The sequence below is a fragment of the Pseudomonas sp. PI1 genome (assembly GCF_000812405.1).
Classification (GTDB): Bacteria; Pseudomonadota; Gammaproteobacteria; order Pseudomonadales; family Pseudomonadaceae; genus Pseudomonas; species Pseudomonas citronellolis.
This window is the reverse complement of record NZ_JWMC01000079.1, coordinates 22,331-48,383: the sequence shown is the minus strand read 5'-3', so window position 1 is coordinate 48,383 and position 26,053 is coordinate 22,331. Positions and strand designations below refer to the sequence as shown.

Here is a 26,053-nt window from a genome sequence, read left to right as displayed (position 1 = left end):
GAAAACGGCTTATCCTGAACATCTTGCGGGGGCTGTGAGGTTGAGTTGGCGCTCAACGGTTTAACCCGTGCCTTCAGCCCCCGCAAGCCCTCCAGACGTCCCCTCGAAAATATTCCGGACAGTAGTGCGCGAACGCGGGAATGACGAGTTAAAAATCGAAGCCCTAGCCCCACCCCACATGAAAATGCCGTTTCCCCCATGAAGAGAAACGGCATTCTCTCTTAAGTGAACAGCCTCGTTACGCGAACCTCAGGCAGGCTGCTTGGCATAGCGCGCCAGCGTCGGATCACGCTGCATCACCGCCAAGGTGTTGGCATAAACCTGCTCCCCAGTCGCATCCTTACTGGCAAAAATCTCCCCAAAGTGCCGCTGAGTAACCTGCGCGAAATGCGCACGATCCTGAGCCTGCACCCCCAGCAGGGTGGCATAGGCATCCAGCGCATCTCCATGCCCCTTGGCCATATCCTCGGCAATGTTGTCGAGCATGCCGTTCATGGCAAAGATCGAACGACCGCCATACCCCAGCCGCGCATCGGAGTTGCAGCCGTTGGTGCCGGAAGTCAGGCCGAAGGTGGCGTTGCCCGAAGTCCCGTTGGTGGTGGTAGCCAGCAGGTGCGGGAACAACCCGCGCTGCCCTTCGAACAGCATGTTGCCCCAACCGCAGCCGTTGCCCCCGGCCTGGTCCGCCTGGGCGAACAGGCTGGCGGCGCCGAGAACCGCGAAGATCGCACTCTTGCCGAGCAGTTTGCTTGTCATGGATGTCGTTCCTTGGTCGTTTGACGTATTTGGCGTGCCCTACTCCCCGGCTGCGCAGCATCGCTGCAACAGTCTGGCTCGCTTTTAGGTGTAGGCAAGGAATCGCCAGGTTTCAAACCTACCGGCGGCAGGATTCGCACAATGAATACAGGAACACCCCTCGCATGGATTGCCACGGGTCAAGGCTGCAGCGTTTCCAGGCACATCGGCGTCGAATCCAGGCAACTCCGGCGTGGCCGTTGCCCCTATGGTGGCGAGCCACATCCCACCGACCTGGAGCTGTCATGTCCGACTTCATCACCGTACTGCGCGAAACCTGCCCCACCCCCGTGCTGGATGCCACCAAGTGGAAGCGCATCGGCGGCGACCCGCACACCGTCAACCTCAATGCCTACACCTCGGCGGACGGCAGCAAGATCATGGGCACCTGGATCTGCACCCCCGGCAAGTTCGAGGTGAACTACGAGAAGTGGGAGTACTGCCACTTCCTCGACGGCTACTGCATCATCACCCCCGAGGGCGAGCAGCCGGTGCACCTGAAGGCCGGCGACGTGTTCGTCATCGAGCCGGGGCTGAAAGGCACCTGGGAAGTGGTGGAGACGGTGCGCAAGTATTTCGTGTTCGCCTGATTGGCTTACGGCACCGAAGCGCTCTTTGTAGGATGGGTTGAGCTTGCGAAACCCATGCGGCCGTGGCGATGGGTATCGCAAGCTCAACACCATCCTACGGGGCATTGCCGGAAGGTGTAGGACTTTGTACGCCCTACGGCTCGCCTGCGTTGGCGAGCAGCCGGCGGGCGCGGGCCAGGACCGGGGCGTCGACCATCTGGCCGTCCACCTGGAAGGCCGCCGCGCCGCTTTCGGCCGCGGCCAGCACCCGGCGTGCCCAGGCCAGTTCCTCGGCGCTGGGGGCCAGCGCGGCGTGGAGCACGGCGACCTGCTTCGGGTGGATGCACAGCGCGCCCACCAGGCCCAGGTCGCGGCCGTGGCGGAGGGTGGCGGCGAAGCCTTCGGCGTCGTCGAAGGCCGGGTAGACGGTGTCCAGCGGCGCCTGCAGGCCGTTGACCCGCGAATGCAGCAGCAGGCTCAGGCGCACCTGGTCGTAGACGCTGGCCGCCGCCGCGGTGCCGCTGCTCATGCCGATGTCCAGGGCCAGGTCGAGTCCGCCGAAGGTCAGGCGCTCGACGCCGGCGCAGGCGGCTATTTCCCCCACGGCCAGCAAGCCGCGGGCGCTTTCGATCAATGGCCAGATCGGCTTGCCGCAGGCTGACGCGGCACGCAGGTCGTCGGCGCATTCGACCTTGGGCAGAAGAATGCCTGCCACCCCAGGTAGGCGCCGGCACAGTTCCAGGTCCGCAACGTGCTCGGGGTGCCCGGCGGCGTTCACCCGCACTCGCACGCGGGCCTGCGGATTGGCTTCGAGGAAGGCCGCCAGGTCGTTGCGGGCGCGGGCCTTGAGCGCGGGCTCGACGGCGTCTTCCAGGTCGACGATCACGGCGTCGGCGCCGCTGGCCAGGGCCTTGGCGAAGCGCTCCGGGCGGCTGCCGGGGACGAACAGGGCGGAACGGACGATGGGGCTCATGCGGGGTCCTTGGTCAGGTTCGGCTCACACTGCGCCCTGCTCGTGCAGGCGCTGGATGTCGGCGGCGCTGTAGCCCAGCTCGGCGAGCAGGCTGTCGGTATGCTCGCCCAGGCCCGGCACGGCGTCCATGCGCGGCGCATAGGCATTGCTGCGGGCCGGCGGCAGCAGCGCCGGCAGGCGGCCCACCGGGCTGTCGATCTCGCGCCAGGCGTCGCGGGCCTGCAGTTGCGGATGGTTCCACAGGCCCTGCATGTCGTTGACGTGGGCGTTGGCGATCTGCGCCTGTTCCAGGCGCTCCACCACTTGCGCCGCGCTCAGCCCGGCGAAGGCCTCGATGATCAGAGCGCGCAGGGCCTCGCGGTTGGCCACCCGCAGGCTGGTGGCGGTGAAGCGCGGGTCCGCCGCCAGCTCCGGGCGCTGCAGCACCACTTCGCAGAACAGCTTCCACTCGCGCTCGTTCTGTACGCCGAGCATCACGTTCTTGCCGTCGCCGGCTGGGAACGGCCCGTAGGGGTAGATGGTGGCGTGGGCCGCGCCGGCGCGCGGCGGTTGCGCCTGGCCTTCGAAGGCGTAGTACATGGGGAAGCCCATCCACTCGGCCATGCCCTCGAGCATGGAGACCTCCACCCGGCTACCCTCCCCCGTGCGCCCGCGTAGCAGCAGCGCCGAGAGGATGCCGCTGTAGGCGTACATGCCGGCGGAGATGTCGGCGATGGAGCAGCCGGCCTTGGCCATCTCGTCCGAGCCGGGGCCGCCGGTGACCGAGAGGAAGCCGCTCTCGCTCTGGATCAGCAGGTCGTAGGCCTTCTTCTGTTCGTAGGGGCCGCCTTCGCCATAGCCGGAGATGTCGCAGACGATCAGGCGCGGGAAGCGTTCGTGCAGCGCCTCGAACGACAGCCCCAGGCGCGCGGCGGCGCCGGGCGCGAGGTTCTGCACCAGCACGTCGGCCTGTTCCAGCAGTTGCTCCAGCACGGCGTGGGCCTCGCCCTGCTTGAGGTCCAGGACCAGGCTCTGCTTGGAACGGTTGGTCCAGACGAAATGCGAGGCCATGCCGCGCACGCGCTCGTCATAGCCGCGGGCAAAGTCGCCGACGCCGGGGCGCTCGACCTTGATGACGCGGGCGCCGAGGTCGGCCAGCTGGCGGGTGCAGAACGGCGCGGCGATGGCGTGTTCCAGGCTGATGACGGTGATGCCGTCGAGGGGACGCGGGTTCATGGGTGCTCCAGGTGTCTCGTGCGCCGCCGCCATGGACGGCGCGGCGCTATCGGTGTGTATCCACGGCCCGGGCGGGCGGCGCCCCGCGCTCTGTGAACCCCCGGGTTCCGGAGGCCGCCCGCCCGGGCCGTGGGCTACTCAGGCAAAGGCTTCCAGGCTCGGCAGGTCGTGCAGGCGCCAGCTGGCATCGATCAGTCGGCTGGCCTCGGCTTCGCCGCGGGCGCCGGCGAAGGCCAGCAGGCGGCGGAACTTGTCTTCCAGCTCGGCGCGGCTGAGGCTGTTGCCCGGGTCGCCCTTGGGCTCGTCGATGCCGCCGTGCAACTGGCGGCCGTCGCTGGTGAGCACCTCGACGCGGCCCAGCCAGCGCTGCGGGTAGGCGCCGTCCACTTCGGTATCCAGCTGCATGCCCACCTTGTCGCGGAAGGCGGCCACGCGCGGGTCTTGCAGGGCGAACTGCTCGAACTCCACCAGCCCGGCCTTGCCGTGTACGGCGATCAGGCCCAGCACCGTGCCCATGGAGAACTTCGCCTGGTGCACCGTCTGCGGCACGACCACACGGCCGAGCACGTCGATGGCGCCCTGGTGCACGCGAGTGGTGACGCGCTCGATGTCCTCGGCCTGCAGCCCCTCGCGCTGCATCAGCGCCAGCAGGGCGTCGGCCGCGGGATGGGTGTGGCGGCAGGAGGCGTGGAACTTGAACGAGGTCTCGACCAGCGCCCAGCGGCTGCCCAGGCCGTCCACCAGCCAGCGCGGGTCGGCGTCGCTGGACATGCCGGCGGCCATGCCCTGCTCGCCTTCGAGGATGTTCTGCGCGCCGCTGAGGCCATCGGCGGTCAGGTAGGCGGCGAGCAGGCCATCGGCGGCGGCCTTGGCGGTGTGCAGCTGCTTGGAGTCGGCGGCGTCGCGGAGGAACTCCCAGAGCCCGGCGGCCTGGGTCCCGGCGCTGCCCAGGCAGTTCACCAACTGGCGGCTGTCGAAGCCCAGCAGCTTGCCAACGGCTACGGCGGCGGCCAGGGTGCCGACCGTGGCGGTGGTGTGGAAGATGCGGTAATGCGAACGGCCGAGGAACTCGCCGATGCGGATGCCCGCCTCGTAGCCGGCGACGGCGGCGAGGATCAGCTCGCGGCCGGACTTGCCCAGGTCCTGCGCGGCGGCCAGGGCTGCCGGGAATACCACGGTAGCCGGGTGCAGCACCGAGCTGTTGTGCAGGTCGTCCTGTTCCACCAGGTGTGAACTGGCGCCATTGACCAGCGCGGCGAAGTACGCCGAAGTCGATGAACCGTCGACCAGCACGCGGCTGCGTCCGTCCGCGGGGCCCATGCGTTGTGCATAGCGCTGGAACAGCGGGATCGGGTGGCGGCCCTGGCTGGCCAGGGCCGAGCCGAGCCAGTCGAGGAACAGGTCTTCGGTGCGCGCGACCACCGCGGCCGGCAGGTCTTCGTAGCGCAGGCCGGCAAGGAATTCGGCCAGGGCGTGGGTATTGTTCATCGCTTGTCGTCCTTGGGCTCGCAGGTCAGAAGGAGCGCGGCAGTTCGAGCAGGTGCTCGGCCACGTAGGACAGGATCAGGTTGGTGGAGATCGGCGCCACCTGGTACAGGCGCGTCTCGCGGAACTTGCGCTCGACGTCGTACTCGTTGGCGAAGCCGAAGCCGCCGTGGGTCTGCAGGCAGGCGTTGGCCGCCTCCCAGCTGGCCTTGGCCGCCAGGTACTTGGCCATGTTCGCCGCGGCCCCGGCGTTGCGCCCGGCGTCGTATTCCGCGCAGGCCTTCCAGCGCATCAGGTCGGCCGCTTCCACCTCGATGTGGGCCTCGGCGATGGGGAACTGCACGCCCTGGTTCTGCCCGATCGGGCGGCCGAACACCACGCGGTCGCGGGCGTACTGGCTGGCCTTCTCGATGAACCAGCGGCCGTCGCCGATGCACTCGGCGGCGATCAGCGTGCGCTCGGCGTTGAGCCCGTCGAGGATGTAGCGGAAACCCTTGCCTTCCTCGCCGATCAGGCTGCTGGCGGGGATTTCCAGGTTGTCGAAGAACAGCTCGTTGGTCTCGTGGTTGACCATGTTGGCGATCGGCTGCACGGTCAGGCCGTTGCCGATGGCCTCGCGCAGGTCGACCAGGAAGATCGACATGCCGTCGGCCTTCTTCTTCACCTCGGCCAGCGGCGTGGTGCGCGCCAGCAGGATCATCAGGTCGGAGTGCTGTACGCGGGAGATCCACACCTTCTGGCCGTTGATGACGTACTTGTCGCCCTGGCGCACGGCGGTGGTCTTGATCTTGGTGGTGTCGGTGCCGGTGGTCGGCTCGGTGACGCCCATGGACTGCAGGCGCAGCTCGCCGCTGGCCAGCTTCGGCAGGTAGTAGTGCTTCTGTTCCTCGCTGCCATTCCGCAGCAGGGTGAACATGTTGTACATCTGCCCGTGGATGGTCCCGGAGTTGCCGCCGCAGTGGTTGACCTCTTCGAGGATCACCGAGGCCTCGGCCAGGCCCAGGCCGGAGCCGCCGTATTCCTCGGGGATCATCGCCGACAGCCAGCCGGCCTCGGTCATGGCCTTGACGAAGGCTTCGGGGAAGCCCTTGCGTTCGTCGATCTCGCGCCAGTAGGCGCTGGGGAATTCCGCGCACAGGGCGCGCACGCCTTCGCGGATGGCCTGCAGTTCTTCCGGGGTGCTGCTCATGGGGGTTCCTCGATGGGGGTTCAGTCGAATTCCACTTCGCCGCGCTGGGCGATGCCGGCCGCGTTGCCGGCCCAGACCTCGGCCTTGCCGGGGCCGCTGGGGCGGCCGCCCAGCTCGAACGGCTCGGGGCTGATCAGCGGGCGCAGGCCGCGGTAGGCGAAACGGCGCAGGCGCGCCTGGGGGTTGGCGCGGCAGAAGGCGCGCAGGTTCAGGGTGGCGATCAGCGGGCCGTGCACCACCAGGCCGGGGTAGCCTTCGGCGCCGGTAACGTAGGGCCAGTCGTAGTGGATGCGGTGGCCGTTGAAGGTTACAGCCGAGTAGCGGAACAACAGCACCGGGCTGGGCTCGACCGCCTCGCGCCAGGCGCCTTCGGGCAGCGCCTCGGTGCCGCCGAGCTTGGGCGGGCTGGGTTCGCGGTAGACGATGTCCTGCTCTTCGCGCAGCGCCAGGCGGCCGTCCTGCAGGTAGTCGTGGCGCAGGGTGACGAACAGCAGCGCGCCGGTGCGCCCGTGCTTTTCCTCGACCTTGAGGATGGTGGTCACCCGGCTGGCCTGCCGGCCGACACGCAGCGGCTCATGAAACTCCAGGCGGCCGCCGGCCCACATGCGGTTGCGCCCGTCCGCCGGCGGCAGGAAGCCGCCGCGCGCCGGGTGGCCGTCGGCGCCCAGGCCGGCCTCGGGCACGGCGTCCTGGAAGAACGCCCAATGCCACAGCGGCGGCAGCGCCTCGCCGGCGGCGGGGGCCGGCTCGCCGAGGGTGGCGGCCAGGCGGCTGACCAGCAGCGTGCTCAGTTCTTCCTGGCTTTCCTGGGTGCGGCCTATCCAGGCTGCGTAGGACATTTCACTCATGGTTTCTCTTCCGTGGAAGTTTCCGAACAGGATGCCGAGGGGCTTGCGTTCCGAGAATCCGCATTTCCATAATCCGGCGTTAACCGAAACCGAACGCCACCCGGATACCTTCACCATGCATTTCGACCTGGCCGACCTGCGCCTCTTCGTGCACATCGCCGAATCCCCCAGCCTGACCCAGGGGGCCCGCCGCGCGCACCTCTCGGCGGCGGCCGCCAGCGCCCGCATCAAGGCCCTGGAAGGCCAGCTCGACAGCCGTCTGCTGTACCGCGACAACCGCGGCGTGGAGCTGACTCCCAGCGGCCAGCGCCTGCTGCAGCACGCGCGCCTGATCCTGCGCCAGGTGGAACGGCTCAAGGACGACTTCGGCGAACAGGGCGGCGACCAGGCCGGGCACATCCGCATCTTCGCCAATACCACGGCGGTCACCGAGTTCCTCCCGGAGGTGCTGGCCGGCTTCCTCGCCGAGCGCCCCGCCGTCACCGTGGACCTGCAGGAGCGCCTGAACCGCGACATCGTCCGCGCCATCCTCGACGGCTCGGCGGACCTGGGCATAGTCGCCGGCCCGGTGCGCGCCGAGGGCCTGGAGATCCTCCACTTCAGCACCGACCACCTGGTGCTGGTGGTGCCGCCCGGCCATGCCCTGGAACGCCTGGGCCGCCCTACCCTGGCCGATACCCTCGGCTATTTCCACGTCGGCCTGCACGAGGGCAGCACCCTGCAGAGCTTCCTGCGCGAGCAGGTGGAACGCCTGGGCGGCACCCTCAACCTGCGCATCCAGGTGGCCAGCTTCGAGGCGGCCTGCCGGATGATCGAGGCCGGGGTGGGCATCGGCGTGCTCCCGGAAACCGCGGCGCGCCGCCACCAGCGCAGCATGGGGTTGAGCATCCTGCAGCTGGACGAGCCCTGGGTGGTGCGCGAGCGCAGTGTGTTGATGCGTGAGCGCGAGGCGTTGCCGGGGTGTGCGCGGACGTTGGTGGAGTTGCTGCGGCGGGTGGGGGATGAGGGTAGCGTGGGGGCGGTTGCGGATGGGGTTTAATAGCGCCCTCGGCTGCGCGTTCGTAGGGCGCATAACACCTACGGCGCTATCCGCCGAATCGCGGACAGAGTCCGTTCCTACGCCCGCCGGCAAACCACCCCGTAGGATGGTGCTGAGCGAAGCGATACCCATCCTACGAAAAGCCGTGCTTCCTGGAACCGTAGCGGGCCCTGCCCGCGATTCGCGCGCAGGGCGCGCTCCTACGAAGAGCAAAAGCCGTGCCCGCCGATTTGGGTAGGAGCGGACTTTGTCCGCGATTGGACTCACCGGCCTCGCCGGACGTCCCGGTGGCACGAACGGCCCCTCAGGGAGCCGGGCTACGGACTTCGCCCTCGAAGCTCAGCCAAAAAACCGCCAACCGGGCGTCCCCGGTCGGCGGTCTGTGGGTCCGCGCGCACCGCTGCACCGGCGCGCCCCAGACTCACTTCCCAGCAGTCAACGTGCTGTAGCTGGTGATCAGGTTGCGGTAGTCCGGGATGTGGTTGGAGAACAACGCCGCCAGGCCCTCGATGTCGTTGCGCCAGTCGCGGTGCAGTTCGCAGGCCACGCCGAACCAGGTCATCAGTTGCGCGCCGGCGGCTTCCATGCGGCGCCAGGCGGCGTCGCGGGTGACTTCGTTGAAGGTGCCGGAAGCGTCGGCCACCACGAAGACGTCGAAGCCTTCCTCCAGGGCCGACAGCGCCGGGAAGGCCACGCAGACTTCGGTAACCACGCCGGCGATGATCAGTTGCTTCTTGCCGGTGGCCTTCACCGCCTTGACGAAGTCCTCGTTGTCCCAGGCGTTGATGTTGCCCGGACGGGCGATGTACGGGGCGTCGGGGAAGAGTTCCTTCAGCTCCGGCACCAGCGGGCCGTTGGGGCCGCTCTCGAAGCTGGTGGTGAGGATGGTCGGCAGCTTGAAGTACTTGGCCAGGTCCGCCAGGGCCAGCACGTTGTTCTTGAACTTGTCCGGTTCGATGTCGCGCACCAGGGACAGCAGTCCGGCCTGGTGGTCGACCAGCAGCACGGCGGCCTGGGTCTTGTCGAGGCGAACATAGGGCTTGCTCATTGCGCTTTCCTCTTGCTGGGGGAAACGCCCGGCCCGCGCCGGGCAAGGGGTGTCGTCAGCGCTGCGAATCCAGCGTTTCGTGGTTGCTCACCACCGCCTGGGCCTTGGCATAGCTTTCGATCAGCAGGCGGTAGTGCGGGAAGATGTGGCTGTAGGCCTCGGCCCACTCGGCGGCGTCGGGGCGGTTCCAGGTGCGCTGGATTTCCGAGCACACCGCGGCGGTGTCCATGGGCACCACGCCGGCCTGCACCACGCGGGCCAGGGTGATTTCCTGGGCGGCCTTGGAGTAGGTGCCGGAGGCGTCGATCACCGCGAACACCCGGTAGCCGGCGTTGACCGCGGCGATCGCCGGGAAGGCCATGCACACGCTGGTGATGGTGCCGGCGATGACCAGGGTCTTCTTGCCGGTCTTCTCCACTGCGGCGACGAAGTCGGGGTTGTCCCAGGCGTTGATCTCACCCTTGCGCGCCACGTACTGCGCATGCGGCGCGGCCTCGTGGATCTCGGGGATCAGCGGGCCATTGGGGCCCTGGGGCACCGAGGCTGTGGTGATCAGCGGAATCTTCGCCAGGGTGATGGCGTTGGCGCGCAGTTCGGTCATGGGCATGTCCTTGACCGTCTGGAACAGCCCGCTCTGATGGTCGATCAGCAGCATGGCGGTGTCGTCGGGGTCGATCACCGGGCGCTGGCCGTCGAAGTTGGCGACGTTGCCGAAGTTATTCATTTCCGTTTCCTCGCAAATGGGCGTCCTGCCCGAACAGCCCGCGCGCTCCGGCGCGGGCATCCAACCAGACTAGGCGCTGGCCGAGTCCGGCACGTGACGCTCAGCCGGCCATCTGTCCGAAACGCCCGCGACGGAAGTCGTCGAGGGCCTGCTCGATCTGCTCGCGGCTGTTCATGACGAAGGGGCCGTAGCCGACGATGGGTTCGTCCAGCGGCTCGCCGGACAGCAGCAGCGCCAGGGCGTCGCTTTCGGTCTCAACGTGGATGGCATCGCCTTGCCGCTCGAACAGCACCAGTTGGCCCTCCTCCGCCCGTTGCCCGCCGTTCAGCCGCAGGCTGCCGCGCAGCACCACCAGCGCCGTGTTGCGGCCCGGCTCGACGCGCAGTTCGAAGGCCTTGCCGGCGTTCAGGCGCAGGTCCCACAGGTCCAGCGGGCTGAAGCTGTGGGCCGGGCCGCGGTGGCCGCGGTAGTCGCCGGCGATCACCCGCAGTTGGCCGGCGCCGCCAGGCAGCTCGGCGCGGGGGATGCTGGCGTCCAGCAGGGTCTGGTAGGCCGGCGCGGTGAGCTTGTCGCGCGCCGGCAGGTTCACCCACAGCTGCACCATGTGCAGGGTGCCGCCGCTGCGGCTGAAGGCCGGGGCGTGGTATTCCTCGTGGAGGATGCCGGCGCCGGCGGTCATCCATTGCACGTCGCCGGGGCCGATGCGTCCGCCGGCGCCGCTGGAGTCGCGATGCTCCAGCTCGCCCTCGTAGACCAGGGTGACGGTCTCGAAGCCGCGGTGCGGGTGCTGGCCGACGCCGCGCCGGGCGCCGTCGCCGGGGAAGTCCTGCGGCCCGGCGTGGTCGAGCAGCAGGAAGGGGCTGAGCTGGTTGCCCAGGCGGTCGTAGGAGAACAGGGTGCGGACCGGGAAGCCGTCGCCGACCCAGTGCGGGCTCGGGGCGCTGTAGATGCCGAGGATGTCTTTCATGGGGTGCCTCCTGAGAGTCTGGAGCCACCTTAGAACTGCAACGCTATAGCCGGTAGACTGCGAAAATCACCTTCAGCGTTCCATTTGGAGAACAGCGCCGTGGAAGACCTCAACGACCTCTACTACTTCGCCCAGGTGGTCGAGCATGGCGGCTTCGCCCCGGCCGGGCGCGCCCTGGGCGAGCCCAAGTCGAAGCTCAGCCGGCGCATCGCCGCCCTGGAGGAACGCCTGGGCGTGCGCCTAATCCAGCGCTCCACCCGGCACTTCTCGGTGACCGAGATCGGCCAGGAATACCACCGCCACTGTCTGGCCATGCTGGTGGAGGCCGAGGGCGCCGCCGAGGTCATCGACCGCCACCGCGCCGAGCCCCAGGGCCGGGTGCGGCTGAGCTGCCCCACGGCGCTGCTGAACTTCTGGGTCGGCCCGATGCTGGCCGAGTTCATGCTGCGCTACCCGCTGGTGGAGCTGCAGGTGGAGGCCACCAACCGCCAGGTGGACCTGATCCAGGAAGGCTTCGACATCGCCCTGCGTGTGCGCTTCCCGCCACTGGAAGGCAGCGAGCTGGTGATGAAGGTGCTGGGTGAGAGCCGGCAGATGGTGGTGGGCGCGCCGGCCCTGCGCCAGCGCCTGGGCGAGCGCCCCTCGCCCACGGAGGTGGCGGCGCTGCCGACGCTGCACTGGGGCTCGCCGCAGCGCGACTACCAGTGGCAGTTGGACGGCCCCGACGGCGTGCGCGCCCAGGCCCGCTACCAGCCGCGGCTGATCACCGATGATCTGATGGCGCTGCGCCAGGCGGCGGTGGCCGGCGTGGGCGCCGTGCACCTGCCCTCGGTGGTGGTGCGCGAGCAACTGGCCGACGGCAGCCTGGTCAACCTGCTGCCGGACTGGGCGCCGCGGACCGGCATCGTGCATGCCGTCTACCCGTCCCGGCGCGGCCTGCTGCCGTCGGTGCGCGGCCTGCTGGACTTCCTCGGCCAGGGCTTCGCCCACAGCGACATGGCCTGACGCCCACCGACCCGGCTATTCGCAGAAGCGCCCTTGCCGCGCCTCGGGCATCAGTTCCAGGTACTGGCGGCCGCTCATGTGCACCACGGCGTTGTGGTCGCCGGCCTCGAAGTAGATGTCCGCCTGCTCGCCCAGGGATTCGTCGATCAGGGTTTCCAGGCCGAACAGGCTGCCCACCGCCGGGATGGCGCCGGGCGCGCAGTCCTCGAAGCGCGCGGAGAAATCGCCCTCGCGGGCCAGGCGCCAGTTGCGCCGGGTGAGCTTGTGCACCTTGTGCAGGTCGACCTGGCGGCTGGCCGGCACCACGGCCATCAGCCAGTGGCCCTGGAAGTCGTCGAGGATCACCGGCTTGGCCATCTGCTGCGGCGGCACGCCGGCGCGGCGGGCGGCCTCGCGGGTGGTCATGGACGTGGCGTGGGGCAGCAGATCGTAGCGGCTGCGATGCTGCGATGCTGCGACAGGCAATTCTGCAAGCGACTGGACATGCTCATGGCTCACCTCCGGGAAGCGGCGCCGCCCCACTGCCCCGTGGCGCCGGCGCAGCCGGCTGGCGGGGGCTTCCCGCCCCCGTTTGCTCCAGTCTAGCGCCGCCGCCCCGGCGCGGACGGCGGGCCGACCAGGGGCGTCAGCCGGCCAGCGCGAGCAGCGCCGGCACGCTGAGGACGGCGCTGTAGAAGCCCATGAACTGCACGCCGATGTTGAAGCCGAGGAAGCGCCCGAGCAGGCCGCCGACCAGGCCCATGCTGAGGATCACCAGCAGGCCCAGCAGCCCGCCCTCCCACAGGCCGACCACCAGGACCAGGCCGACGAAGGTGGCGATCACCGCCTCGTGGCTGACGCGCCGCGAGACGAACGCGGCGGCGCGGTGGGCGAAGTTCATCGCAAAGGGATAGGCGACGAGCGCCGCCACCAGCACCGCCAGCAGGCCGACCACGAGGAATTCCCAGGGGCCCATCAGGCTGTGCAGGTTGTGCACCTGGCCGCTGGCGGCCTCCACGTGGAAGCGCGGCGGCGCGTTGAACAGCGGCGCCGCCGGGCCCGCGGCCACCGGGCTGAGCGGCAGGCCGAAGGCGATCAGCGGGATCATCGCCTCGGCGATGTAGGTGGATTCGGTCACCCCGTTGCGCACGGCCAGCACCGAGGTCAGGCGGTGGTAGGCGTGGCGGATGCGCGAGCCGACGACCTCGCCGAGGATCACCGTCATGGCCACCGGGCTGAACACGAAGGTGGCGCTGGACAGCGCGGCGGTGCCGAGGGTCCAGCCGGTCTGGCGGCGGTCGAGCACCTTGAGCGGGTTGGGGAAATAGCCGTCCCAGCCCTTCACGTCCGGCGCCAGGGCGAAGGTGCGCGGCTCGCTGCGGCGCATGCGCTGGCGCTCGGCGGGCGCCAGCAGGGCGAACAGCGAGACGATCAGCGGCCCCACGGCGATACCGAGGAAGTAGCTGACCGTAAGCTTCACCCCTTGCTGGGCGGTCAGCGTCTGCAGCGCCACTATCAGCAGCACGAAGGGCCCCAGGGCCAGCAGCGCGGCCCAGCGCCCGGCGGAGAACCAGGCGATGGCCAGGGCCGCGCAGAGGAACACCCAGGGCGCCGCCTGCTTGATGGCCGCGCCGAAGGGCGCCAGCAGCACCGCGAAGAGCACCGCCAGGGGCACCGCGAGGAACGCCGCCAGCACCGCGCCGGAGATCATCTTGCGCAGGGCGATGTGCGGCACGCCGAGGTTGCGCAGGAAGTTCGCCTCGCGCATCAGCGGCGTGGCCATGGTGTCGCCGGGGATGCCCAGCAGCGCCGTGGGCACCGCGTGGGTCATGTGCTTGGCCACCGCGCCGGCGAGGAAGAAGGCGAACACCCCGGCCGGCGCCACGCCCAGCAGCACCACCAGCAGCGTCAGCGGCGCCAGGGTGGTGGTTTCGTCGCTGCCGGAGACCAGGCCGATGGCGGCGAACAGCAGCGCACCCGTCACGGCCATCAACAGGGCGATGGGCAACTGCTCGATGAAAAGCTCCATCAGGCCGCCCCTCCCGTTGCCGGCGCCACGGCGGGCGCGGGCTTCTCCCGGGACGCGCTCGCCTGGGCGAACAGCTCGTACAGCTGGACTTCCTTCAGCTCCGCCAGTACCTCCGGCGGCAGGTCGTGCAGTTCGCCGAGGCCGCCGTATTCGGCCTCCAGCTCGCGCAGGGCGCGCTCGCGCCAGGCGGCGTCGGCCACGTGCTCGACCACCCGGCGCTTGGGCTTGAACAGCACGGCGCTGATCGCCCCGCCGGCCAGGCAGCCGAGGATGCCCACCAGCATCGCGTAGGCGCGGGCCATCTGCGCGGATTCGACCAGGCCGAGGAACAGCCGCTCGGCGAGCAGGAAGGCGCCCAGGCTGACCAGCGCGCCTATGGCGATGGCGCCGGCCAGGTGGCGGCTGTCGACGGTGTCGCCCCAGACTTCATAGAGGCGGGAATCGGGATGCGGGTTCGGCGCTGGCAGCGGCGCCCTGTCGCGGGTGTCCATGGTGAGTCTCCTGCCCTGCCGGGCTTCTTGTTGTCAGAGTGCGGGCGCGGTGCTGCGGCGCTCGGCGGCCACCAGGGCGCGGCCGGCGCGCGAGGTGTTGGGCCGGCCCAGGCGGCGGCTGATGAGGGTGCCCAGGCGGGCCACGGCCGGCAGGTCGATACCGGTGGCGTAGCCCATGCCGTGCAGCAGGTGCAGCACGTCCTCGGTGGCGACGTTGCCGCCGGCGCCCGGCGAATAGGGGCAGCCGCCGAGGCCGGCAAGCGAGCTGTCGAAGGTGCGCACCCCGGCCTGCAGCGCCGCGTGCAGGTTGGCCAGGGCCATGCCGAAGGTGTCGTGGAAGTGCCCAGCGAGCGCCGTCAGCGGCAGGCGCTGGGCGCAATGCTCCAGCAGCCGCGCGGTGGCGTCCGGGGTGCCCTTGCCGAGGGTGTCGCCCAGGCTGATCTCGTAGCAGCCCAGGGCATGCAGGCGCTCGGCCACCTCGCCGGCCTGCTGCGGCGCCACCGGGCCGCTGTAGGGGCAGTCGAGCACGCAGGACACGTAGCCGCGCACCCGCACGCCCCGCTCGCGGGCCAGCGCCAGCACCGGCTCGAAGCGGAGCAGGCTGTCGTCGATGGAGCAGTTGATGTTGCGCTGGGAGAAGGCCTCGGAGGCGGCAGCGAACACCGCCACCTCCTCGCAGCCCGCCGCCAGCGCTGCCTCCAGGCCCACCAGGTTGGGCACCAGGGCGCTGAAGCGCACCCCGGGCCGGTGCCCGAGGCGCCGCAGCACCTCGTCGCTGCCGGCCATCTGCGGCACCCAGCGCGGCGAGACGAAGGCGCCGGCCTCGATGTGCCGCAGCCCGGCGTCCGCCAGTTGCCGGACCAGATCGATGCGCGCCTCCACCGGCAACACCTGTGGCTCGTTCTGCAGACCGTCGCGCGGGCCGACCTCGACGATCCTGACGAAGCCGCTCATGCGCCGCGCCTTTCGCGCAGCAGCTCCACGGCGCGGTCGGCGCGCACGTCGCCGGCCTCCACCAGGCGCCGGGCCAGCCAGTCCACTTCCTCGCCGCGGGCGCCGGCCACCAGGGCGATGTTGCGCGCGTGCAGGGCCATGTGGCCGCGCTGGATGCCTTCGCAGGCCAGGGCGCGCAAGGCCCCGAGGTTCTGCGCCAGGCCCACGGCCACGGCGATTTCGGCCAGTTCCTGGGCGCTGCGCACGGCGAGGATGCGCAGCGACAATTGCGCCAGCGGATGGGTGCGGGTGGCGCCGCCAACCAGGCCCACCGGCATGGGCATCTCGATGCTGCCCACCAGGTGTCCCTCGGCGTCCTTCTCCCAGGTGCTCAGCGAGCCGTAGTGGCCGCTGCGGCAGGCGTAGGCGTGGGCGCCCGCCTCCACGGCGCGCCAGTCGTTGCCGGTGGCGACGATCAGGGGGTCGATACCGTTCATGATGCCCTTGTTGTGTGTGGCCGCGCGGTAGGGGTCGACGGCGGCGAAGCAGTAGGCGTCGAGGATGCCCTCGATCACCGCTTCGCCGCTGTAGTCCGGCGACTGCAACTGCTGTGGGGCGATACGGACCTGGGCCCGGGCCAGGCGCAGGTCGGCGAGGTTGGAGAGGATGCGCAGGCGCGCCTGGCCGCCGCTGATGCGCTCCATCAGCGGGGCCACGGCCTCGGCCATGGTGTTCACCGTGTTGGCGCCCATGGCGTCGCGCACGTCGACGATCAGGTGCGCCACCAGCATCGGCCCGCGCGGGCTGTCGGAGAAGCAGTGCACTTCCAGGTCGCGGCAGCCGCCGCCCAGGCTGTTGAGCAGCTGGTCCTTGCGGTTGGCCAGCTCGACGATCTCGTCCTTGTGCCGCAGCAGCGCCAGGCGCGCGTTGAACGGGTCGCCCAGGCCCACCAGTTGGACCTGGGCGCGCATCAGCGGCGCGCTGCTCGAAGTCTGGAAGCCGCCGCCGGCGCGGGCCAGCTTGGCCATGTAGGAGGCGGCGGCGACGATCGACGGCTCCTCCACCACCATCGGCACCAGCAGCTCGCGGCCGTTGACCACGAAGTTGCTGGCCACCGCGTAGGGCAGCTCGAAAGTGCCGAGCACGTTCTCGATCATGCCGTCGGCCACCTCCAGCGGCAGTGCGCCGGGCGTGGCCAGGTGCTGCAGCTCGGGCAGCTGCAACAGGGCTGCGAGGTGGTCGAGACGTTGGCGTGGCGACAGGTTGCGGAATGCGGGAAGGCGGGAATCGATGAGCATTGGGGCGTCCATTGTCATTCTTGTGTGGAGTGGGGTGCGGGCGGCGCCGGGCCGCCCGAGGCCCCAAGGTGCTATGACTGGTCCCGCCGATGAAGGTACAGTTGGCCCCAACAGTACCCACACTGTACCCATGACACCCCGGAGACCGCCGTGCCCCGCCAGACCCTCGCCGAACAGGTCGCCCAGTCCCTCGCCCGGCAGATCCGCGAAGGCGCGCTGCAGCGCGGCGACCGCCTGCCCTCGCTGCGCGAATACATGCGCCTGCACGGCCATTCGAAGAACACCGTGATCACCGCCTACGAGCTGCTGGCCGCCCAGGGCCTGGTGGAAGCGCGCCACGGCAAGGGCTTCTTCGTCCGCGCCAGCGCCCCGCGCAGCAGCGAGGCCGAGGAGCCGCTGCCCTACACCCGCGCCCTGGACACCATCTGGATGATGCGCCAGCAGTTCGTCCACGAGCCGGCCCGGGCGCCGCTGGGCGAAGGCTTCCCGCCGGTGGCCTGGCTGCAGGACATGCGCCTGGACCGCTTCACCCGCCAGGTGCTGCGCACCGACGCCAATTCGCTGTTCCGCTACGGCAACCGCCTGGGCAACCCGGCCCTGCGCCAGAGCCTGGTGCGCCGCCTGGCCGGCTACGCCATCGACGGCAACCCGCGGCAGATCCTCACCACCCACGGCGCCAACCATGCGCTGGACCTGATCGTCCGGCGCTTCGTCGCCCCCGGCGACGCAGTGCTGGTGGAGAACCCCGGCTACTACCCGCTGTTCGGCAAGCTGCAACTGCAGGGCGCGCGCATGCTCAGCGTGCCGCGCCTGGCCGACGGGCCGGACCTGCAGGCGCTGGAGCAACTGCTGCGCCGCGAGCGGCCGAAGCTGTTCTTCCTGCAGTCGGTGGGGCACAACCCCACCGGCTCGGACATCTCGCCGGTGAAGGCGCACCAGTTGCTGAAACTGGCCGACGAGCACGACCTGCTGCTGGTGGAGGACGACGCCATGGCCGACTTCAAGCCCAGCTCGGCGATCAAGGTCGCCACCCTCGACCAGCTACGCCGCACGCTCTACGTCGGCAGCTTCTCCAAGTCGATCTCGGCCTCGCTGCGGGTCGGCTTCATCGCCGGCAGCCGCGAGCGCATCGAGGAACTGGCGGACCTGAAGATGCTGCTGCACACCAGTTGCTCGGAGCTGTGCGAGCGCACGGTAGACGTGGCGCTGGGCGAAGGCTACTTCCTGCGCCACCTCACCCGCCTGCAGGCCCAGGTCGCCGCCGCCACCCACGCCGGGCTCGCGGTGCTGGACGCGCTGGGCGCCGAAGTGCTGTGCCGCCCGCAGCAGAGCCTGTACCTGTGGGCGCGCTTCCCGCACATCGACGACGCAGAGGCCTTCACCCGCGACGTGCTGCCCCAGGCCCTGGCCCTGGCGCCGGGCGCGATCTTCAGCACCGACCGCGGCCAGGCCAACCCCTGGCTGCGCCTGAACGTGGCCTACCTGCAGGACCCGCTGTTCGCCGCCTGTGTGCGTCAGGCCCGTGGCTCGCGACGATAGATGAGGGTGTCCTGGGTGCCGTGCCAGGCATCGTTGCGCACCCCGCGCAGGGTGCGCACCAGGCGGAAGCCGGCGGCCTCGGCCAGGCGCTGGCTGCGCGGGTTGGCCGAGGACGTGGTGAGGTACAGCCGGGCCCGCGGCAACTGCCCGCAGACTTCGCGCAGCGCCGCGCTCAGGTAGCCCTGGCCGGCGAAGCGCGAACTGGCCCAGTAGCCGATCACGTAGCTCTCTCCCCTGCCCCGCGGCTGCAGGCCGATGCAGCCGATCACCTCGGCGCGGTCTGCGGACAGCAGGAACAGGCGCTTCTCCGCCAAGGGCACGGCGTAGTTGGCGATGGCGCCCTTGAGCGAGCGCAGCACCTGCTCGGCGCTCACCTGCGGGGTCACCCAGTCGAGGAAGGGCGCGTGCTCCCCGTAGCTGTCCTGCAGCGCCCGGCGCAAGGGCTCGCAGAGCGCCAGGCTGGGGCGCACCAGCACGGCGTCGCGGGTCGTCAGGCGGTACTCCACGGGTGGCGTCGGCATGGCGGGGGTTCTTCGGGCGATGACGGTTCGCCAGCCTAGCGCAGCCCGGCGCTGTCGGCACCTGCGCTGACGGCAGCCCTGGCGCCTGCTTTACTACGAGCAGGGCCGGCCCGCCGCTCCAGGGGGCTGCGGAACCATTGAAATATACATGCGAGGAGACCGCGCGCAGTGACGGAGGCCAAGCCATGATCGACCTGGAACTGACCCGGCGCCTGCTCGACGGCGCCCTTCGCGCCGACGGCGGGCCCTTCCCGGTGGAGGCCATCGCCCGCCACTACCATGCCGAACTGCACCGCCGCCTGGGCGCGGAAACGCCGGATGCCGACGTGGTCATCGCCAATGCCCTGATCCTCACCGACCTGTTGCGCCGCCTGGGGTTGCTGGAGGGCATCTACCACGGCAACGAGGTCGGCACTCCCAGCGATGGCGAGCGACTGACCGAGGATGGTGGGCGTTTCCTGGCGCTGCTGGATGATCCGCGGTTCGTCGAATACCTGGGCAGGCAGCCCTTGCGTGGTGATCGCGATACGGTGCTGGAGGCGATTCGCCGGTTCAGCGCGTAGGAGCGGGCCCTGCCCGCGAAATCGCGCGCAGGGCGCGCTCCTACGAGAAGCCGTGCCAGCCGAAACCCCGGCGTAGGATGGGTTGAGCGGAGCGATACCCATCGCCATGACAGCATGGGTTTCGCAAACTCAACCCATCCTACGGAACGCGAGCGCGGTGCAGACCTTTCCGGCTGACTCAGGACTTCCTGTTCACACCGGACAGTCCCCTCTCCCGCTTGCGGGGGAGGGTTAGGGAGGGGGAAACATGGCGTCCGGAGAAACACCGTACCTCGGATCAAACTCCGTTCCCTCTCCCCAGCCCTCTCCCTGAAGGGAGAGGGGGCTTCCGTGCTCAGGCGAAATACCGTGCCAGCCGGCAACATCGGAGTTTCCGGCTGACGCCGAACTGTCCCCTCAGAACCCCACACTGGCCTGCACGAAGAACGTCCGCGGCTGGCCGACGTAGATGCCGGCGTTGTTGTCGCCGGAGCGGGTGAAGCTCTCCTTGTCGAAGAGGTTCTTCACCCCCGCGCCGAGCTTGAGGTTGGACAGTTGCGGGCCGAAGTCGTAGCCCACACGGGCGTTCCACAGGGCGTAGCCGGGGATGTCGCCGTACTGGCCGTCGGCGGTCGGTTCGGTGATGTAGTTGTGGGTGAAGCTGCCGTCGGCATTGGTGCTCGGGCCGGGGGCGCGTTGGGCGGACTGGGCGAAGGCGTCGACGTTGTAGGTCCAGCGGTCGCGCACGTAGCGCAGGCCCAGGGTCGCTACCTGGCGCGAGTAGAACGGCAGGTCGCGGCCCTTGAAGCCGGGGATCTCGCCTTCGTAGGTGGCGCGGGTGTAGGTCAGGGTGCCGTAGGCGGTCAGGCCTTCCAGGCGCGGGTCCAGCGCGGCCAGGTCGTAGTGCGCGGAGGTCTCGATGCCCTGGTGCCTGGTGGCGCCCAGGTTGGTCCAGCCCACGTCGTTGCTGATGTACTGCAGTTCGTCGTCGAAGTCGATGTAGAACAGCGTCACCTCGCCGCCGAAGGCGCCGTCGTCGTAGCGCGTGCCGATCTCGTAGGTGCGCGCCTTCTCCGGCTCCAGGCCGTCGGCGGTCTGGTCGCCGTGGCCGCCCTGGCCGAGCTGGAAGTACTGCAGGCTGCCGAAGGAGGTCTCGTAGTTGGCGAACAGCTTCCAGGCGTCGGAGACGTGGTACATCACGCTCAGCGCCGGCAGCGGCTCGTTGTAGTCCTTGCCGCGGTTCTTGGCCTGCACCGGCTTGCCCTTGTTGTCCAGCACCGGGCGGTCCTGCCAGTCGGTGGAGATGCGCTCGAAGCGGATGCCGGGAGTGACCGTCCAGTTGCCGACGTCGATCTTGTCGTCGATGTACAGCGAGTTGGCCTCGGTGCCGCCGGTGCGGTCCTGGTAGATGTGGCCGTCGGCGCCGGGTTGCGGCGTCGGCACGTTGTTCACCAGGGCCACCTGGGAGGCGCGCTCTTCCATGTCTTCCTTCAGGTAGCGGTAGCCGATGCTCGCCTCCTGGGTGGTCGGGCCGACGAAGAAGATTCGCGAGACGCGCGGCTCGAAGCCGAAGGTGTGGTAGTTGCGCGGGTAGGACGCGAGGGTCTTGAGGTCGCGGTTGGCGATGTCGCTGCCGCGGAAGCTGTCGCTGTAGTAGGTCAGCACTTCCAGCTGGGTCAGGTCGTCGATCTTGCGCGTCCACTTGAACGAGCCGTCGCTGCGGCGGCCGCGGAAGTTGTCGTAGTCGCGCACCGACTGGTACGGGTCGTGGTCGTACTGGGCCTGGGTCAGGCCGCCGGGCATGTCGGCGGTGCCGTCGTAGTAGTGCAGGTTCAGGGCGAAATCGTCGGCGTCGGTGGGCGCCCAATGGGTCTTCAGGGTGACGTCGTCGATGTCGTTGTGATTGTTGCTGTCGCGGTAGCCGTCGCCCTTCACCCCGGAATACAGCAGGGCCATGCCGATGCCGTTGTCCGCGGTGCCGCCGATGAAGGCGTTGTGCATCTGCTTCCAGCCGCCGTGGCCGGCGTGCTCGACGGTGGTGCCCACTTCGCCGGAGAACTTCTCGGGGATGGCGCGGGTGACGAAGTTGATCACCCCGCCGACGTTCTGCGGGCCGTAGCGCACGGAGCCGGCGCCACGCACCACGTCGATGCTGTCGTAGCTGCCGGCCACGCCGGGGAACATCGACAGCTGTGGCTGGCCGTAGGGCGCCACCGCGGCCGGCACGCCGTCGATGAGGATGGTCGAGCGCGGCGACAGGCGCGAGGTCAGGCCGCGCACGCCGACGTTGAGGGAGACGTCGCTGCCGCCGGTGCCATTGTTGTCCTGCACCTGCACGCCGGGAATGCCGCGCAAAGCTTCACGCACGCTGACCACACCCTTCTCCTGCATGGCCTCGCGGCGCACCACGGTGCGCGCGCCGGGGTGGTTCTGCACGTCGCGCTCCTGGGCGTCGGCCAGCCAGTCGCCGACCACCTTCACCTCGGAGGATTCCATCTGCAGCGGTTCGTCGGCGCCGGCCGCGCGCTTGCGCAGGACGATGCCGTTGCCGACCACCTCATAGTCCAGGCCGCTGCCCTGCAGCAGGCGTTCCAGGGCCTGTTCCGGAGTCAGCTCGCCGCTGACCGCCGGGGCCTGCTTGCCTTCCACCAGGTCGGGGGTGAAGAACAGTTGCAGCGAGGTCTGCTGGCCCAGTTGCTTGAGCGCGTCGTTCAGCGGCATCGGGCGGATGTCCACCTGGGCGGCCTGGGCCTGGCCGGTGGCGGCGGCGATGGCCAGGCTCAGGGCCAGCGGCAGCAGGTGGCGGGCGGTGCGGTTGGAGCGGCGGAGCGAAGGGTTGGTCACGATGTTCCTGTTCCTTGAGGTCCCAATGGCGGCGCGCAGGAAACGGGCCTTGCGAGCCTTTGCCGGGGAAGACGAAACAGGGCGATGAAAACCTGAATCTAACGGAGAATTATTTCGCTTGAGCCATCGGCCAAGGTCCGCACCTTGACCGGCAGCAGGTGCGGCAGCGCCATCAGCAGCGCGTCGGTGTCGTCCACGCGGAACACGCTGGTCAGGCGCATCTTCGCCACTTCCGGGCTACCGACGCGCAGCGGCTGGGCGCGGTAGCGGGAAACCTCGCGGGCCACTTCGGCCAGGCTCGCGCCATTGAACACCAGGCGCCCGTCGCGCCAGGCGGTCTGCGCGGCGACATCGGTGGCCGTGGCCGGCGCCACCCGCCCCTGGGCGTCGATGTGCGTGCCCAGGCCCGCGGTCAGCAGTTGCTCGGCACTGGCCGCTTCACGCCCGGCGACCCGTACCTTGCCCTCCTCCACCGCCACCCGCACCTCGTCGGCGTCGCGGCGCACGTCGAAGCGCGTGCCAGTGACAGTCACCGCGCCCAGGCCGGCGTCGACCACGAAGGGCCTGTCGGCGGCATGGGCGACGCTGAACATGGCCTCGCCGCGCTCCAGGGTCACGTCGCGGCGCTGGTCTCGGAAGCGTACCTGCAGGCGGGTATTGCCGTTGAGTTCCAGTTGGCTGCCGTCGGGCAGCTCCACCTGGCGGCGCTCGCCCAGGGCGGTGTGAAACTCGGCGCTGTAGTCGCGGCCCCAGCCGCTGAACAGCGCGATGCCAGCGGCCAGCCCGGCCACGCAGGCCGCCGCGGCGAACGCCGGCCAGCGCCGTCGGGTCTTTTGCGGACGCAAGGCGACCGGCTCGTCGGCAGCCAGTTCGCGCAGGCGCTGCGCCGGGATCAGGTCGGCGGCGCCCCACAGGCGCTGCAGCTGCTCGAATTCATGGCGGTGTTCCGGCGTCGCCAGCCAGGCGTCGAAGGCGGCCTGCTCGGCGGCGTCCAGGGCGCCGTCCTGCACCCGCGCGAACCAGCGGGCGGCGGCGTCGCGCGGTTGTTCGGTCAACGCCATGGGGCGCTCCCCGGCGAGGTGCTTGGGCTCGGTTTCACTGGCTGGTCCTTCATCACGGTGTGTCGCCCAGGCGGTCCCTGAGGTGGCGCAGGGTACGGATCATATATTTTTCCACCATGTTCTTGCTCAACCCCAGGCGCTCGGCGATTTCCGCCTGGGACAGCCCCTCCAGCTTCTGCCAGACGAATACCTTGCGGCAATTGGCCGGCAGTTCGGCCAGGGCGCGTTCGATGGAACTGGCCAGCTGTACCGCGTGCATGGTGGTCTCCGGGTCGCCGTCGGGCGCTTCGTGCTCGTCCAGGTGCTCCATGCCCACCGGCGGGTGCGCCTGCTCACGGCGGAAGGCGTCGATGGCCAGGTTGCGCGCCGTGCGGTGCAGGTAGGCGCGCGGCTGCGCCACCGTGGCCTGCGGGGCTTCCAGCAGGCGCAGGTAGGTGTCGTGGGCCAGGTCCTCCGCCTCGTGCCGATTGCGCAGGCGGCGGGTCCAGGCTCCGATGAGCTCCTCGTAGTGTTCGAAGAGGCCAGGCTTGCGCGGGGGTTTGGCGGGCATGGGAGGAATAAACGCGAAGAATCAGCAAATGGTAATGCTTCCTGTTTTCCACGTGCAATCTCCGCCCGGCAACTTCCCGCGGCATTTCCCCGGCAAGCCTCCGGAACCCCGGGGCGCCTGCGCCCGTCAACCCATGTAGACGCAACGCAACGAGTAAGGAGCATCGAACATGAAAGGCACTGGCATCCTCCGCGGCGCCCTGTTCTGGGGCGCCCTGCTGGTATCCGCACCACTGCTGGCGGCCGATACCGGGGTGCAGGATTTCGTCAGCCGCGCCTCGGCCACCAGCCTGGCCAATGTGGGCGCGGCCAAGCTGGCGCTGAGCAAGAGCCGCTCGGCGGACGTGAAGACCTTCGCCGTCCACCTCATCGACGACAACACCAAGGCCCAGGTCCAGCTCAAGACCCTGGCCGAAAGCCGCCAGCTGCAGTTGGCGGAAGGGCCCGACGAGGCCAGCCGCGCCAGGCTGAAGGACCTGGAGGCGCGCCAGGACGACTTCGACGCGGCCTTCGCCAGCAGCCAGGTCCGCGCCCAGGAAGAGGCGCTGCAGCTGTTCAGCGAAGCGGCGCAACAGACCGAGGACGAGGACCTGCGGCAATTCGCCCAGAACAACCTGGCGGTGCTGCGCCTGCACCTGCAGATGGCCCGCCAACTGGCCCAGGCCCACGGTTCCGGCTGAGCGCCGCGGCCATCCGAATCCCCGAACCCTCGTCGGGCGCCGGCCTCTGCCGAAGGAAACCGGCTAAACCTACTGGGGACGATCAACCGCGGACGGCGCCGGGCAACGCCCCGGACCAGGCCGCCCGAAGACACCACAGGAGAACCCCATGACCCCGCATCGATGGTTTCCCTCCCGCCGCCACGACAGCGTGGCCGAACTGCAGAACCTGGTCGACGAACTCACGGCGCTGCTCGATGGCGGCCGCGAGCTGGCTGCCAAGGACATCCCCGCGTTCAAGGCGCGCCTGCGCCACCTGAGCGACGACTGCCAGGCCATCGGCGACCGCCTGGCCTACCAGGGCCGGCGCGCGCTGCGCCGAGGCGGCGACTATGCCAGCGAGCATCCCTGGCAGGTCGCGCTCATCCTCGCCGCCACCTGCGGGGCGCTGGCCGCCGTCTGCCTGGTGAGCCGCCGGCGCTGAACCGGCGCCACGCCCGCCCCACTCTGCTCATCGACCTTCGAATCCCCCCCTACCCGCCGCCCTCAGGGGCGGCGCATTGGGCGCTTTCGCATCGCGTATTTTTAGTATGTAATTACATACCACGTAGTACGGTACGAAATCACTGGAGCGGCCATGGCACGGGGCGGAATCAACAAGGCGTTGGTACAGAAAGCACGTATGGCCATACTGGCCCGCGGGGAAAACCCGAGCATCGATGCCCTGCGCGTCGAGCTGGGCAACACCGGTTCCAAGACCACCATCCACCGCTACCTGAAGGAACTGGAGGCGGAAGCCGGCGGCACGACCGGGCATCCCCTCTCCCTCAGCGAGGAACTGGGCAATCTGGTCACTCAGCTGGCCGAGCGTCTGCAGCAGGAAGCCCGCGACTCGGTGGCCGAGGACCGCGCCCGGCTGTCCCGCGAGCGCCTGGACTATCAGCAGCAGATCAGTAACGCCCAAGCGCGCATCGAGCAATTGCAGGCGCAGAACCAGGCGCTGGAGACGCAACTGCGGGAAACCCGCGAGCAGCTGGAACAGACGCGCCAGCAGAAGCACCAGGGCGAGCTGACCAGCGCGCGCCTGCGCCAGGCCGCCGGCGACCTGGAAACCCGCCTGCGCGAGCGTGACGCGCAGATCGCCTCGCTGGAGGAAAAGCACAACCACGCCCGCTTCGCCCTGGAGCAGCAGCGCCAGGCCACGAAGGAACAGCGGGAACAGGAGCAACGCCAGCACCAGGCCCAGTTGCAGCAGCTGACGGAAGAACTGCGCCAGTCGCAGCGGCACCTGGCCGCGCGCCAGGACGAGCTGACGCGGCTGAACCGCGACAACGCGCGCCTGCTCACCGAGGCCCGCCTGCTGCGCGACCAGCAGCAGGAACAGCAGCAACAACTGGCCCGCCACGCCCTGGCGATGGAAGCCCTGCGCCAGGAGCGGGCCCAGGCCGAAGGCGCCCGCTCGGTGCTGGAGCAGCGCAACCTGGCCCAGGGCGAGGAACTGGCGCGCCTGGAACAGCACGGCCGCGAGCAATCCCGGCAATTGCAGACACTGCAACAGCGCCTGCAGGAGCTGAGCCTGGCGCTGCGCGACGAAGCGCCGGGCGCGCCCTGAAGGGCCTTCTGCGACTTATTGCCGGTGGCGCCCCGCGTCTTGCCAGCTAGGCTATAGCGACCACCCGGGTTTCTTTCGCAGCGACCAGCAGCCTCCCGCAAGCCGGGACGTCGGCCCTGCCGGCGATTGGTCCAGCGGC

The 26,053-nt window shown here is 69.5% G+C and carries 26 protein-coding genes; 8 read left to right on the top strand and 18 right to left on the bottom strand.

All coding sequences use genetic code 11. The annotated features are described in order from the left end of the window. Nucleotides 1-249: 249 nt before the first annotated feature. Entirely contained in the window at nt 250-756 is a 507-nt protein-coding gene (locus RN02_RS25105; protein WP_009622065.1) for a DUF3015 domain-containing protein, read from the bottom strand. A gap of 284 nt (nt 757-1,040) precedes the next feature. Here RN02_RS25105 and RN02_RS25100 point away from each other — a divergent pair, with 284 nt between their 5' ends. After that, entirely contained in the window at nt 1,041-1,385 is a 345-nt protein-coding gene (locus RN02_RS25100; protein WP_009622067.1) for a cupin domain-containing protein, read from the top strand. A 133-nt stretch (nt 1,386-1,518) separates the two neighbouring features. On the opposite strand, the gene RN02_RS25095 is transcribed toward RN02_RS25100, so the two are convergent. From RN02_RS25095 to RN02_RS25075, 5 genes are all read right to left on the bottom strand, one after another. Next, nucleotides 1,519-2,337 (bottom strand): HpcH/HpaI aldolase/citrate lyase family protein, encoded by an 819-nt coding sequence (locus tag RN02_RS25095; protein ID WP_043317726.1) that lies wholly within the window; start codon nt 2,335-2,337, stop codon nt 1,519-1,521. Nucleotides 2,338-2,361: 24 nt separating this feature from the next. Continuing rightward, nucleotides 2,362-3,552, bottom strand: a complete 1,191-nt coding sequence (locus RN02_RS25090; protein WP_043317724.1) for a CaiB/BaiF CoA transferase family protein — start codon at nt 3,550-3,552, stop codon at nt 2,362-2,364. Between the two features lie 138 nt (nt 3,553-3,690). Continuing rightward, nucleotides 3,691-5,040 (bottom strand): MmgE/PrpD family protein, encoded by a 1,350-nt coding sequence (locus RN02_RS25085; RefSeq protein ID WP_043317722.1) that lies wholly within the window; start codon nt 5,038-5,040, stop codon nt 3,691-3,693. Nucleotides 5,041-5,065: 25 nt separating this feature from the next. After that, nucleotides 5,066-6,226 (bottom strand): acyl-CoA dehydrogenase family protein, encoded by a 1,161-nt coding sequence (locus RN02_RS25080; RefSeq protein WP_043317719.1) that lies wholly within the window; start codon nt 6,224-6,226, stop codon nt 5,066-5,068. Nucleotides 6,227-6,246: 20 nt separating this feature from the next. Further along, nucleotides 6,247-7,074, bottom strand: a complete 828-nt coding sequence (locus tag RN02_RS25075; protein WP_043317717.1) for an FAS1-like dehydratase domain-containing protein — start codon at nt 7,072-7,074, stop codon at nt 6,247-6,249. A 115-nt stretch (nt 7,075-7,189) separates the two neighbouring features. Between RN02_RS25075 and RN02_RS25070 the strand changes: the two genes are divergently transcribed. After that, a complete protein-coding gene (locus RN02_RS25070; RefSeq protein ID WP_043317715.1) occupies nt 7,190-8,113 on the top strand; it encodes a LysR substrate-binding domain-containing protein in 924 nt (307 codons plus the stop codon). Between the two features lie 421 nt (nt 8,114-8,534). Here RN02_RS25070 and ycaC read toward each other — a convergent pair whose 3' ends face one another. The 3 genes from ycaC to RN02_RS25055 all read right to left on the bottom strand — a co-directional run bounded on the left by ycaC (nt 8,535) and on the right by RN02_RS25055 (nt 10,852). Continuing rightward, nucleotides 8,535-9,161 (bottom strand): isochorismate family cysteine hydrolase YcaC, encoded by a 627-nt coding sequence (ycaC, locus tag RN02_RS25065; protein WP_043317714.1) that lies wholly within the window; start codon nt 9,159-9,161, stop codon nt 8,535-8,537. A 55-nt stretch (nt 9,162-9,216) separates the two neighbouring features. Beyond that, entirely contained in the window at nt 9,217-9,885 is a 669-nt protein-coding gene (locus tag RN02_RS25060; protein WP_043317712.1) for an isochorismatase family protein, read from the bottom strand. A gap of 100 nt (nt 9,886-9,985) precedes the next feature. Then, nucleotides 9,986-10,852, bottom strand: coding sequence for a pirin family protein (locus RN02_RS25055; protein WP_043317710.1), 867 nt, complete (start codon nt 10,850-10,852; stop codon nt 9,986-9,988). Between the two features lie 99 nt (nt 10,853-10,951). On the opposite strand from RN02_RS25055, the gene RN02_RS25050 reads away from it, so the two are divergent. Next, a complete protein-coding gene (locus RN02_RS25050; protein ID WP_043317708.1) occupies nt 10,952-11,857 on the top strand; it encodes a LysR family transcriptional regulator in 906 nt (301 codons plus the stop codon). A 15-nt stretch (nt 11,858-11,872) separates the two neighbouring features. Here RN02_RS25050 and RN02_RS25045 read toward each other — a convergent pair whose 3' ends face one another. The 5 genes from RN02_RS25045 to RN02_RS25025 all read right to left on the bottom strand — a co-directional run bounded on the left by RN02_RS25045 (nt 11,873) and on the right by RN02_RS25025 (nt 16,587). Continuing rightward, nucleotides 11,873-12,322, bottom strand: coding sequence for a YbaK/EbsC family protein (locus tag RN02_RS25045; RefSeq protein ID WP_043317706.1), 450 nt, complete (start codon nt 12,320-12,322; stop codon nt 11,873-11,875). A 160-nt stretch (nt 12,323-12,482) separates the two neighbouring features. After that, nucleotides 12,483-13,865 carry a tripartite tricarboxylate transporter permease gene (locus tag RN02_RS25040; RefSeq protein ID WP_043317705.1) on the bottom strand — a complete coding sequence of 461 codons (1,383 nt, stop codon included), beginning with the start codon at nt 13,863-13,865 and terminating at the stop codon, nt 12,483-12,485. Continuing rightward, on the bottom strand, nt 13,865-14,356 hold the full coding sequence (locus RN02_RS25035) for a hypothetical protein (RefSeq protein WP_052267860.1): 492 nt from the start codon (nt 14,354-14,356) through the stop codon (nt 13,865-13,867). The genes RN02_RS25040 and RN02_RS25035 overlap by 1 nt, the downstream gene beginning before the upstream one ends. Before the next feature lie 33 nt (nt 14,357-14,389). Next, complete coding sequence (locus RN02_RS25030) at nt 14,390-15,310, bottom strand: hydroxymethylglutaryl-CoA lyase (protein WP_043317703.1); 921 nt, start codon at nt 15,308-15,310, stop codon at nt 14,390-14,392. Then, the gene (locus RN02_RS25025) at nt 15,307-16,587 is read right to left on the bottom strand and encodes a hydroxymethylglutaryl-CoA reductase, degradative (RefSeq protein WP_043317701.1); all 1,281 of its coding nucleotides are present in this window, start codon (nt 16,585-16,587) and stop codon (nt 15,307-15,309) included. The genes RN02_RS25030 and RN02_RS25025 overlap by 4 nt, the downstream gene beginning before the upstream one ends. Nucleotides 16,588-16,737: 150 nt before the next feature. On the opposite strand from RN02_RS25025, the gene RN02_RS25020 reads away from it, so the two are divergent. Then, nucleotides 16,738-18,126, top strand: coding sequence for an aminotransferase-like domain-containing protein (locus tag RN02_RS25020; RefSeq protein ID WP_043317699.1), 1,389 nt, complete (start codon nt 16,738-16,740; stop codon nt 18,124-18,126). Here the strand turns inward: RN02_RS25020 and RN02_RS25015 are convergent. After that, a complete protein-coding gene (locus RN02_RS25015) occupies nt 18,102-18,647 on the bottom strand; it encodes a GNAT family N-acetyltransferase (RefSeq protein ID WP_043317697.1) in 546 nt (181 codons plus the stop codon). The genes RN02_RS25020 and RN02_RS25015 overlap by 25 nt on opposite strands. 185 nt (nt 18,648-18,832) lie before the next feature. On the opposite strand from RN02_RS25015, the gene RN02_RS25010 reads away from it, so the two are divergent. Further along, nucleotides 18,833-19,210 carry a hypothetical protein gene (locus RN02_RS25010; RefSeq protein WP_043317695.1) on the top strand — a complete coding sequence of 126 codons (378 nt, stop codon included), beginning with the start codon at nt 18,833-18,835 and terminating at the stop codon, nt 19,208-19,210. Between the two features lie 396 nt (nt 19,211-19,606). On the opposite strand, the gene RN02_RS25005 is transcribed toward RN02_RS25010, so the two are convergent. From RN02_RS25005 to RN02_RS24995, 3 genes are all read right to left on the bottom strand, one after another. Further along, nucleotides 19,607-21,967 (bottom strand): TonB-dependent siderophore receptor, encoded by a 2,361-nt coding sequence (locus RN02_RS25005; protein ID WP_407733532.1) that lies wholly within the window; start codon nt 21,965-21,967, stop codon nt 19,607-19,609. A 164-nt stretch (nt 21,968-22,131) separates the two neighbouring features. Next, nucleotides 22,132-23,094, bottom strand: a complete 963-nt coding sequence (locus RN02_RS25000) for a FecR family protein (protein WP_043317693.1) — start codon at nt 23,092-23,094, stop codon at nt 22,132-22,134. A gap of 52 nt (nt 23,095-23,146) precedes the next feature. Then, nucleotides 23,147-23,644, bottom strand: coding sequence for a sigma-70 family RNA polymerase sigma factor (locus tag RN02_RS24995; protein WP_043317692.1), 498 nt, complete (start codon nt 23,642-23,644; stop codon nt 23,147-23,149). Nucleotides 23,645-23,813: 169 nt separating this feature from the next. On the opposite strand from RN02_RS24995, the gene RN02_RS24990 reads away from it, so the two are divergent. The 3 genes from RN02_RS24990 (at nt 23,814) to RN02_RS24980 (ending at nt 25,914) form a co-directional block, all read left to right on the top strand. Beyond that, nucleotides 23,814-24,323: a DUF4142 domain-containing protein gene (locus RN02_RS24990; protein ID WP_043317690.1), complete on the top strand. Its 510-nt coding sequence runs from the start codon at nt 23,814-23,816 to the stop codon at nt 24,321-24,323. A 148-nt stretch (nt 24,324-24,471) separates the two neighbouring features. Further along, on the top strand, nt 24,472-24,786 hold the full coding sequence (locus RN02_RS24985) for a hypothetical protein (protein ID WP_043317688.1): 315 nt from the start codon (nt 24,472-24,474) through the stop codon (nt 24,784-24,786). 153 nt (nt 24,787-24,939) lie between these two features. Continuing rightward, the gene (locus RN02_RS24980) at nt 24,940-25,914 is read left to right on the top strand and encodes a DNA-binding protein (RefSeq protein WP_043317686.1); all 975 of its coding nucleotides are present in this window, start codon (nt 24,940-24,942) and stop codon (nt 25,912-25,914) included. Nucleotides 25,915-26,053: the final 139 nt, after the last annotated feature.

What these genes read in the sequence shown, in the direction of transcription:
- RN02_RS25010 (WP_043317695.1), top strand. Translation starts at nt 18,833, where the DNA reads ATGATCGACCTGGAACTGACCCGGCGCCTGCTCGACGGCGCCCTTCGC.
- RN02_RS25030 (WP_043317703.1), bottom strand. Translation starts at nt 15,310, where the DNA reads ATGAGCGGCTTCGTCAGGATCGTCGAGGTCGGCCCGCGCGACGGTCTG.
- RN02_RS25095 (WP_043317726.1), bottom strand. Translation starts at nt 2,337, where the DNA reads ATGAGCCCCATCGTCCGTTCCGCCCTGTTCGTCCCCGGCAGCCGCCCG.
- RN02_RS25025 (WP_043317701.1), bottom strand. Translation starts at nt 16,587, where the DNA reads ATGCTCATCGATTCCCGCCTTCCCGCATTCCGCAACCTGTCGCCACGC.
- RN02_RS24995 (WP_043317692.1), bottom strand. Translation starts at nt 23,644, where the DNA reads ATGCCCGCCAAACCCCCGCGCAAGCCTGGCCTCTTCGAACACTACGAG.
- RN02_RS25040 (WP_043317705.1), bottom strand. Translation starts at nt 13,865, where the DNA reads ATGGAGCTTTTCATCGAGCAGTTGCCCATCGCCCTGTTGATGGCCGTG.
- RN02_RS25100 (WP_009622067.1), top strand. Translation starts at nt 1,041, where the DNA reads ATGTCCGACTTCATCACCGTACTGCGCGAAACCTGCCCCACCCCCGTG.
- RN02_RS25035 (WP_052267860.1), bottom strand. Translation starts at nt 14,356, where the DNA reads ATGGACACCCGCGACAGGGCGCCGCTGCCAGCGCCGAACCCGCATCCC.
- RN02_RS25015 (WP_043317697.1), bottom strand. Translation starts at nt 18,647, where the DNA reads ATGCCGACGCCACCCGTGGAGTACCGCCTGACGACCCGCGACGCCGTG.
- RN02_RS25105 (WP_009622065.1), bottom strand. Translation starts at nt 756, where the DNA reads ATGACAAGCAAACTGCTCGGCAAGAGTGCGATCTTCGCGGTTCTCGGC.
- RN02_RS25000 (WP_043317693.1), bottom strand. Translation starts at nt 23,094, where the DNA reads ATGGCGTTGACCGAACAACCGCGCGACGCCGCCGCCCGCTGGTTCGCG.
- ycaC (WP_043317714.1), bottom strand. Translation starts at nt 9,161, where the DNA reads ATGAGCAAGCCCTATGTTCGCCTCGACAAGACCCAGGCCGCCGTGCTG.
- RN02_RS25060 (WP_043317712.1), bottom strand. Translation starts at nt 9,885, where the DNA reads ATGAATAACTTCGGCAACGTCGCCAACTTCGACGGCCAGCGCCCGGTG.
- RN02_RS25085 (WP_043317722.1), bottom strand. Translation starts at nt 5,040, where the DNA reads ATGAACAATACCCACGCCCTGGCCGAATTCCTTGCCGGCCTGCGCTAC.
- RN02_RS25055 (WP_043317710.1), bottom strand. Translation starts at nt 10,852, where the DNA reads ATGAAAGACATCCTCGGCATCTACAGCGCCCCGAGCCCGCACTGGGTC.
- RN02_RS24985 (WP_043317688.1), top strand. Translation starts at nt 24,472, where the DNA reads ATGACCCCGCATCGATGGTTTCCCTCCCGCCGCCACGACAGCGTGGCC.
- RN02_RS25090 (WP_043317724.1), bottom strand. Translation starts at nt 3,552, where the DNA reads ATGAACCCGCGTCCCCTCGACGGCATCACCGTCATCAGCCTGGAACAC.
- RN02_RS24990 (WP_043317690.1), top strand. Translation starts at nt 23,814, where the DNA reads ATGAAAGGCACTGGCATCCTCCGCGGCGCCCTGTTCTGGGGCGCCCTG.
- RN02_RS25070 (WP_043317715.1), top strand. Translation starts at nt 7,190, where the DNA reads ATGCATTTCGACCTGGCCGACCTGCGCCTCTTCGTGCACATCGCCGAA.
- RN02_RS25075 (WP_043317717.1), bottom strand. Translation starts at nt 7,074, where the DNA reads ATGAGTGAAATGTCCTACGCAGCCTGGATAGGCCGCACCCAGGAAAGC.
- RN02_RS24980 (WP_043317686.1), top strand. Translation starts at nt 24,940, where the DNA reads ATGGCACGGGGCGGAATCAACAAGGCGTTGGTACAGAAAGCACGTATG.
- RN02_RS25080 (WP_043317719.1), bottom strand. Translation starts at nt 6,226, where the DNA reads ATGAGCAGCACCCCGGAAGAACTGCAGGCCATCCGCGAAGGCGTGCGC.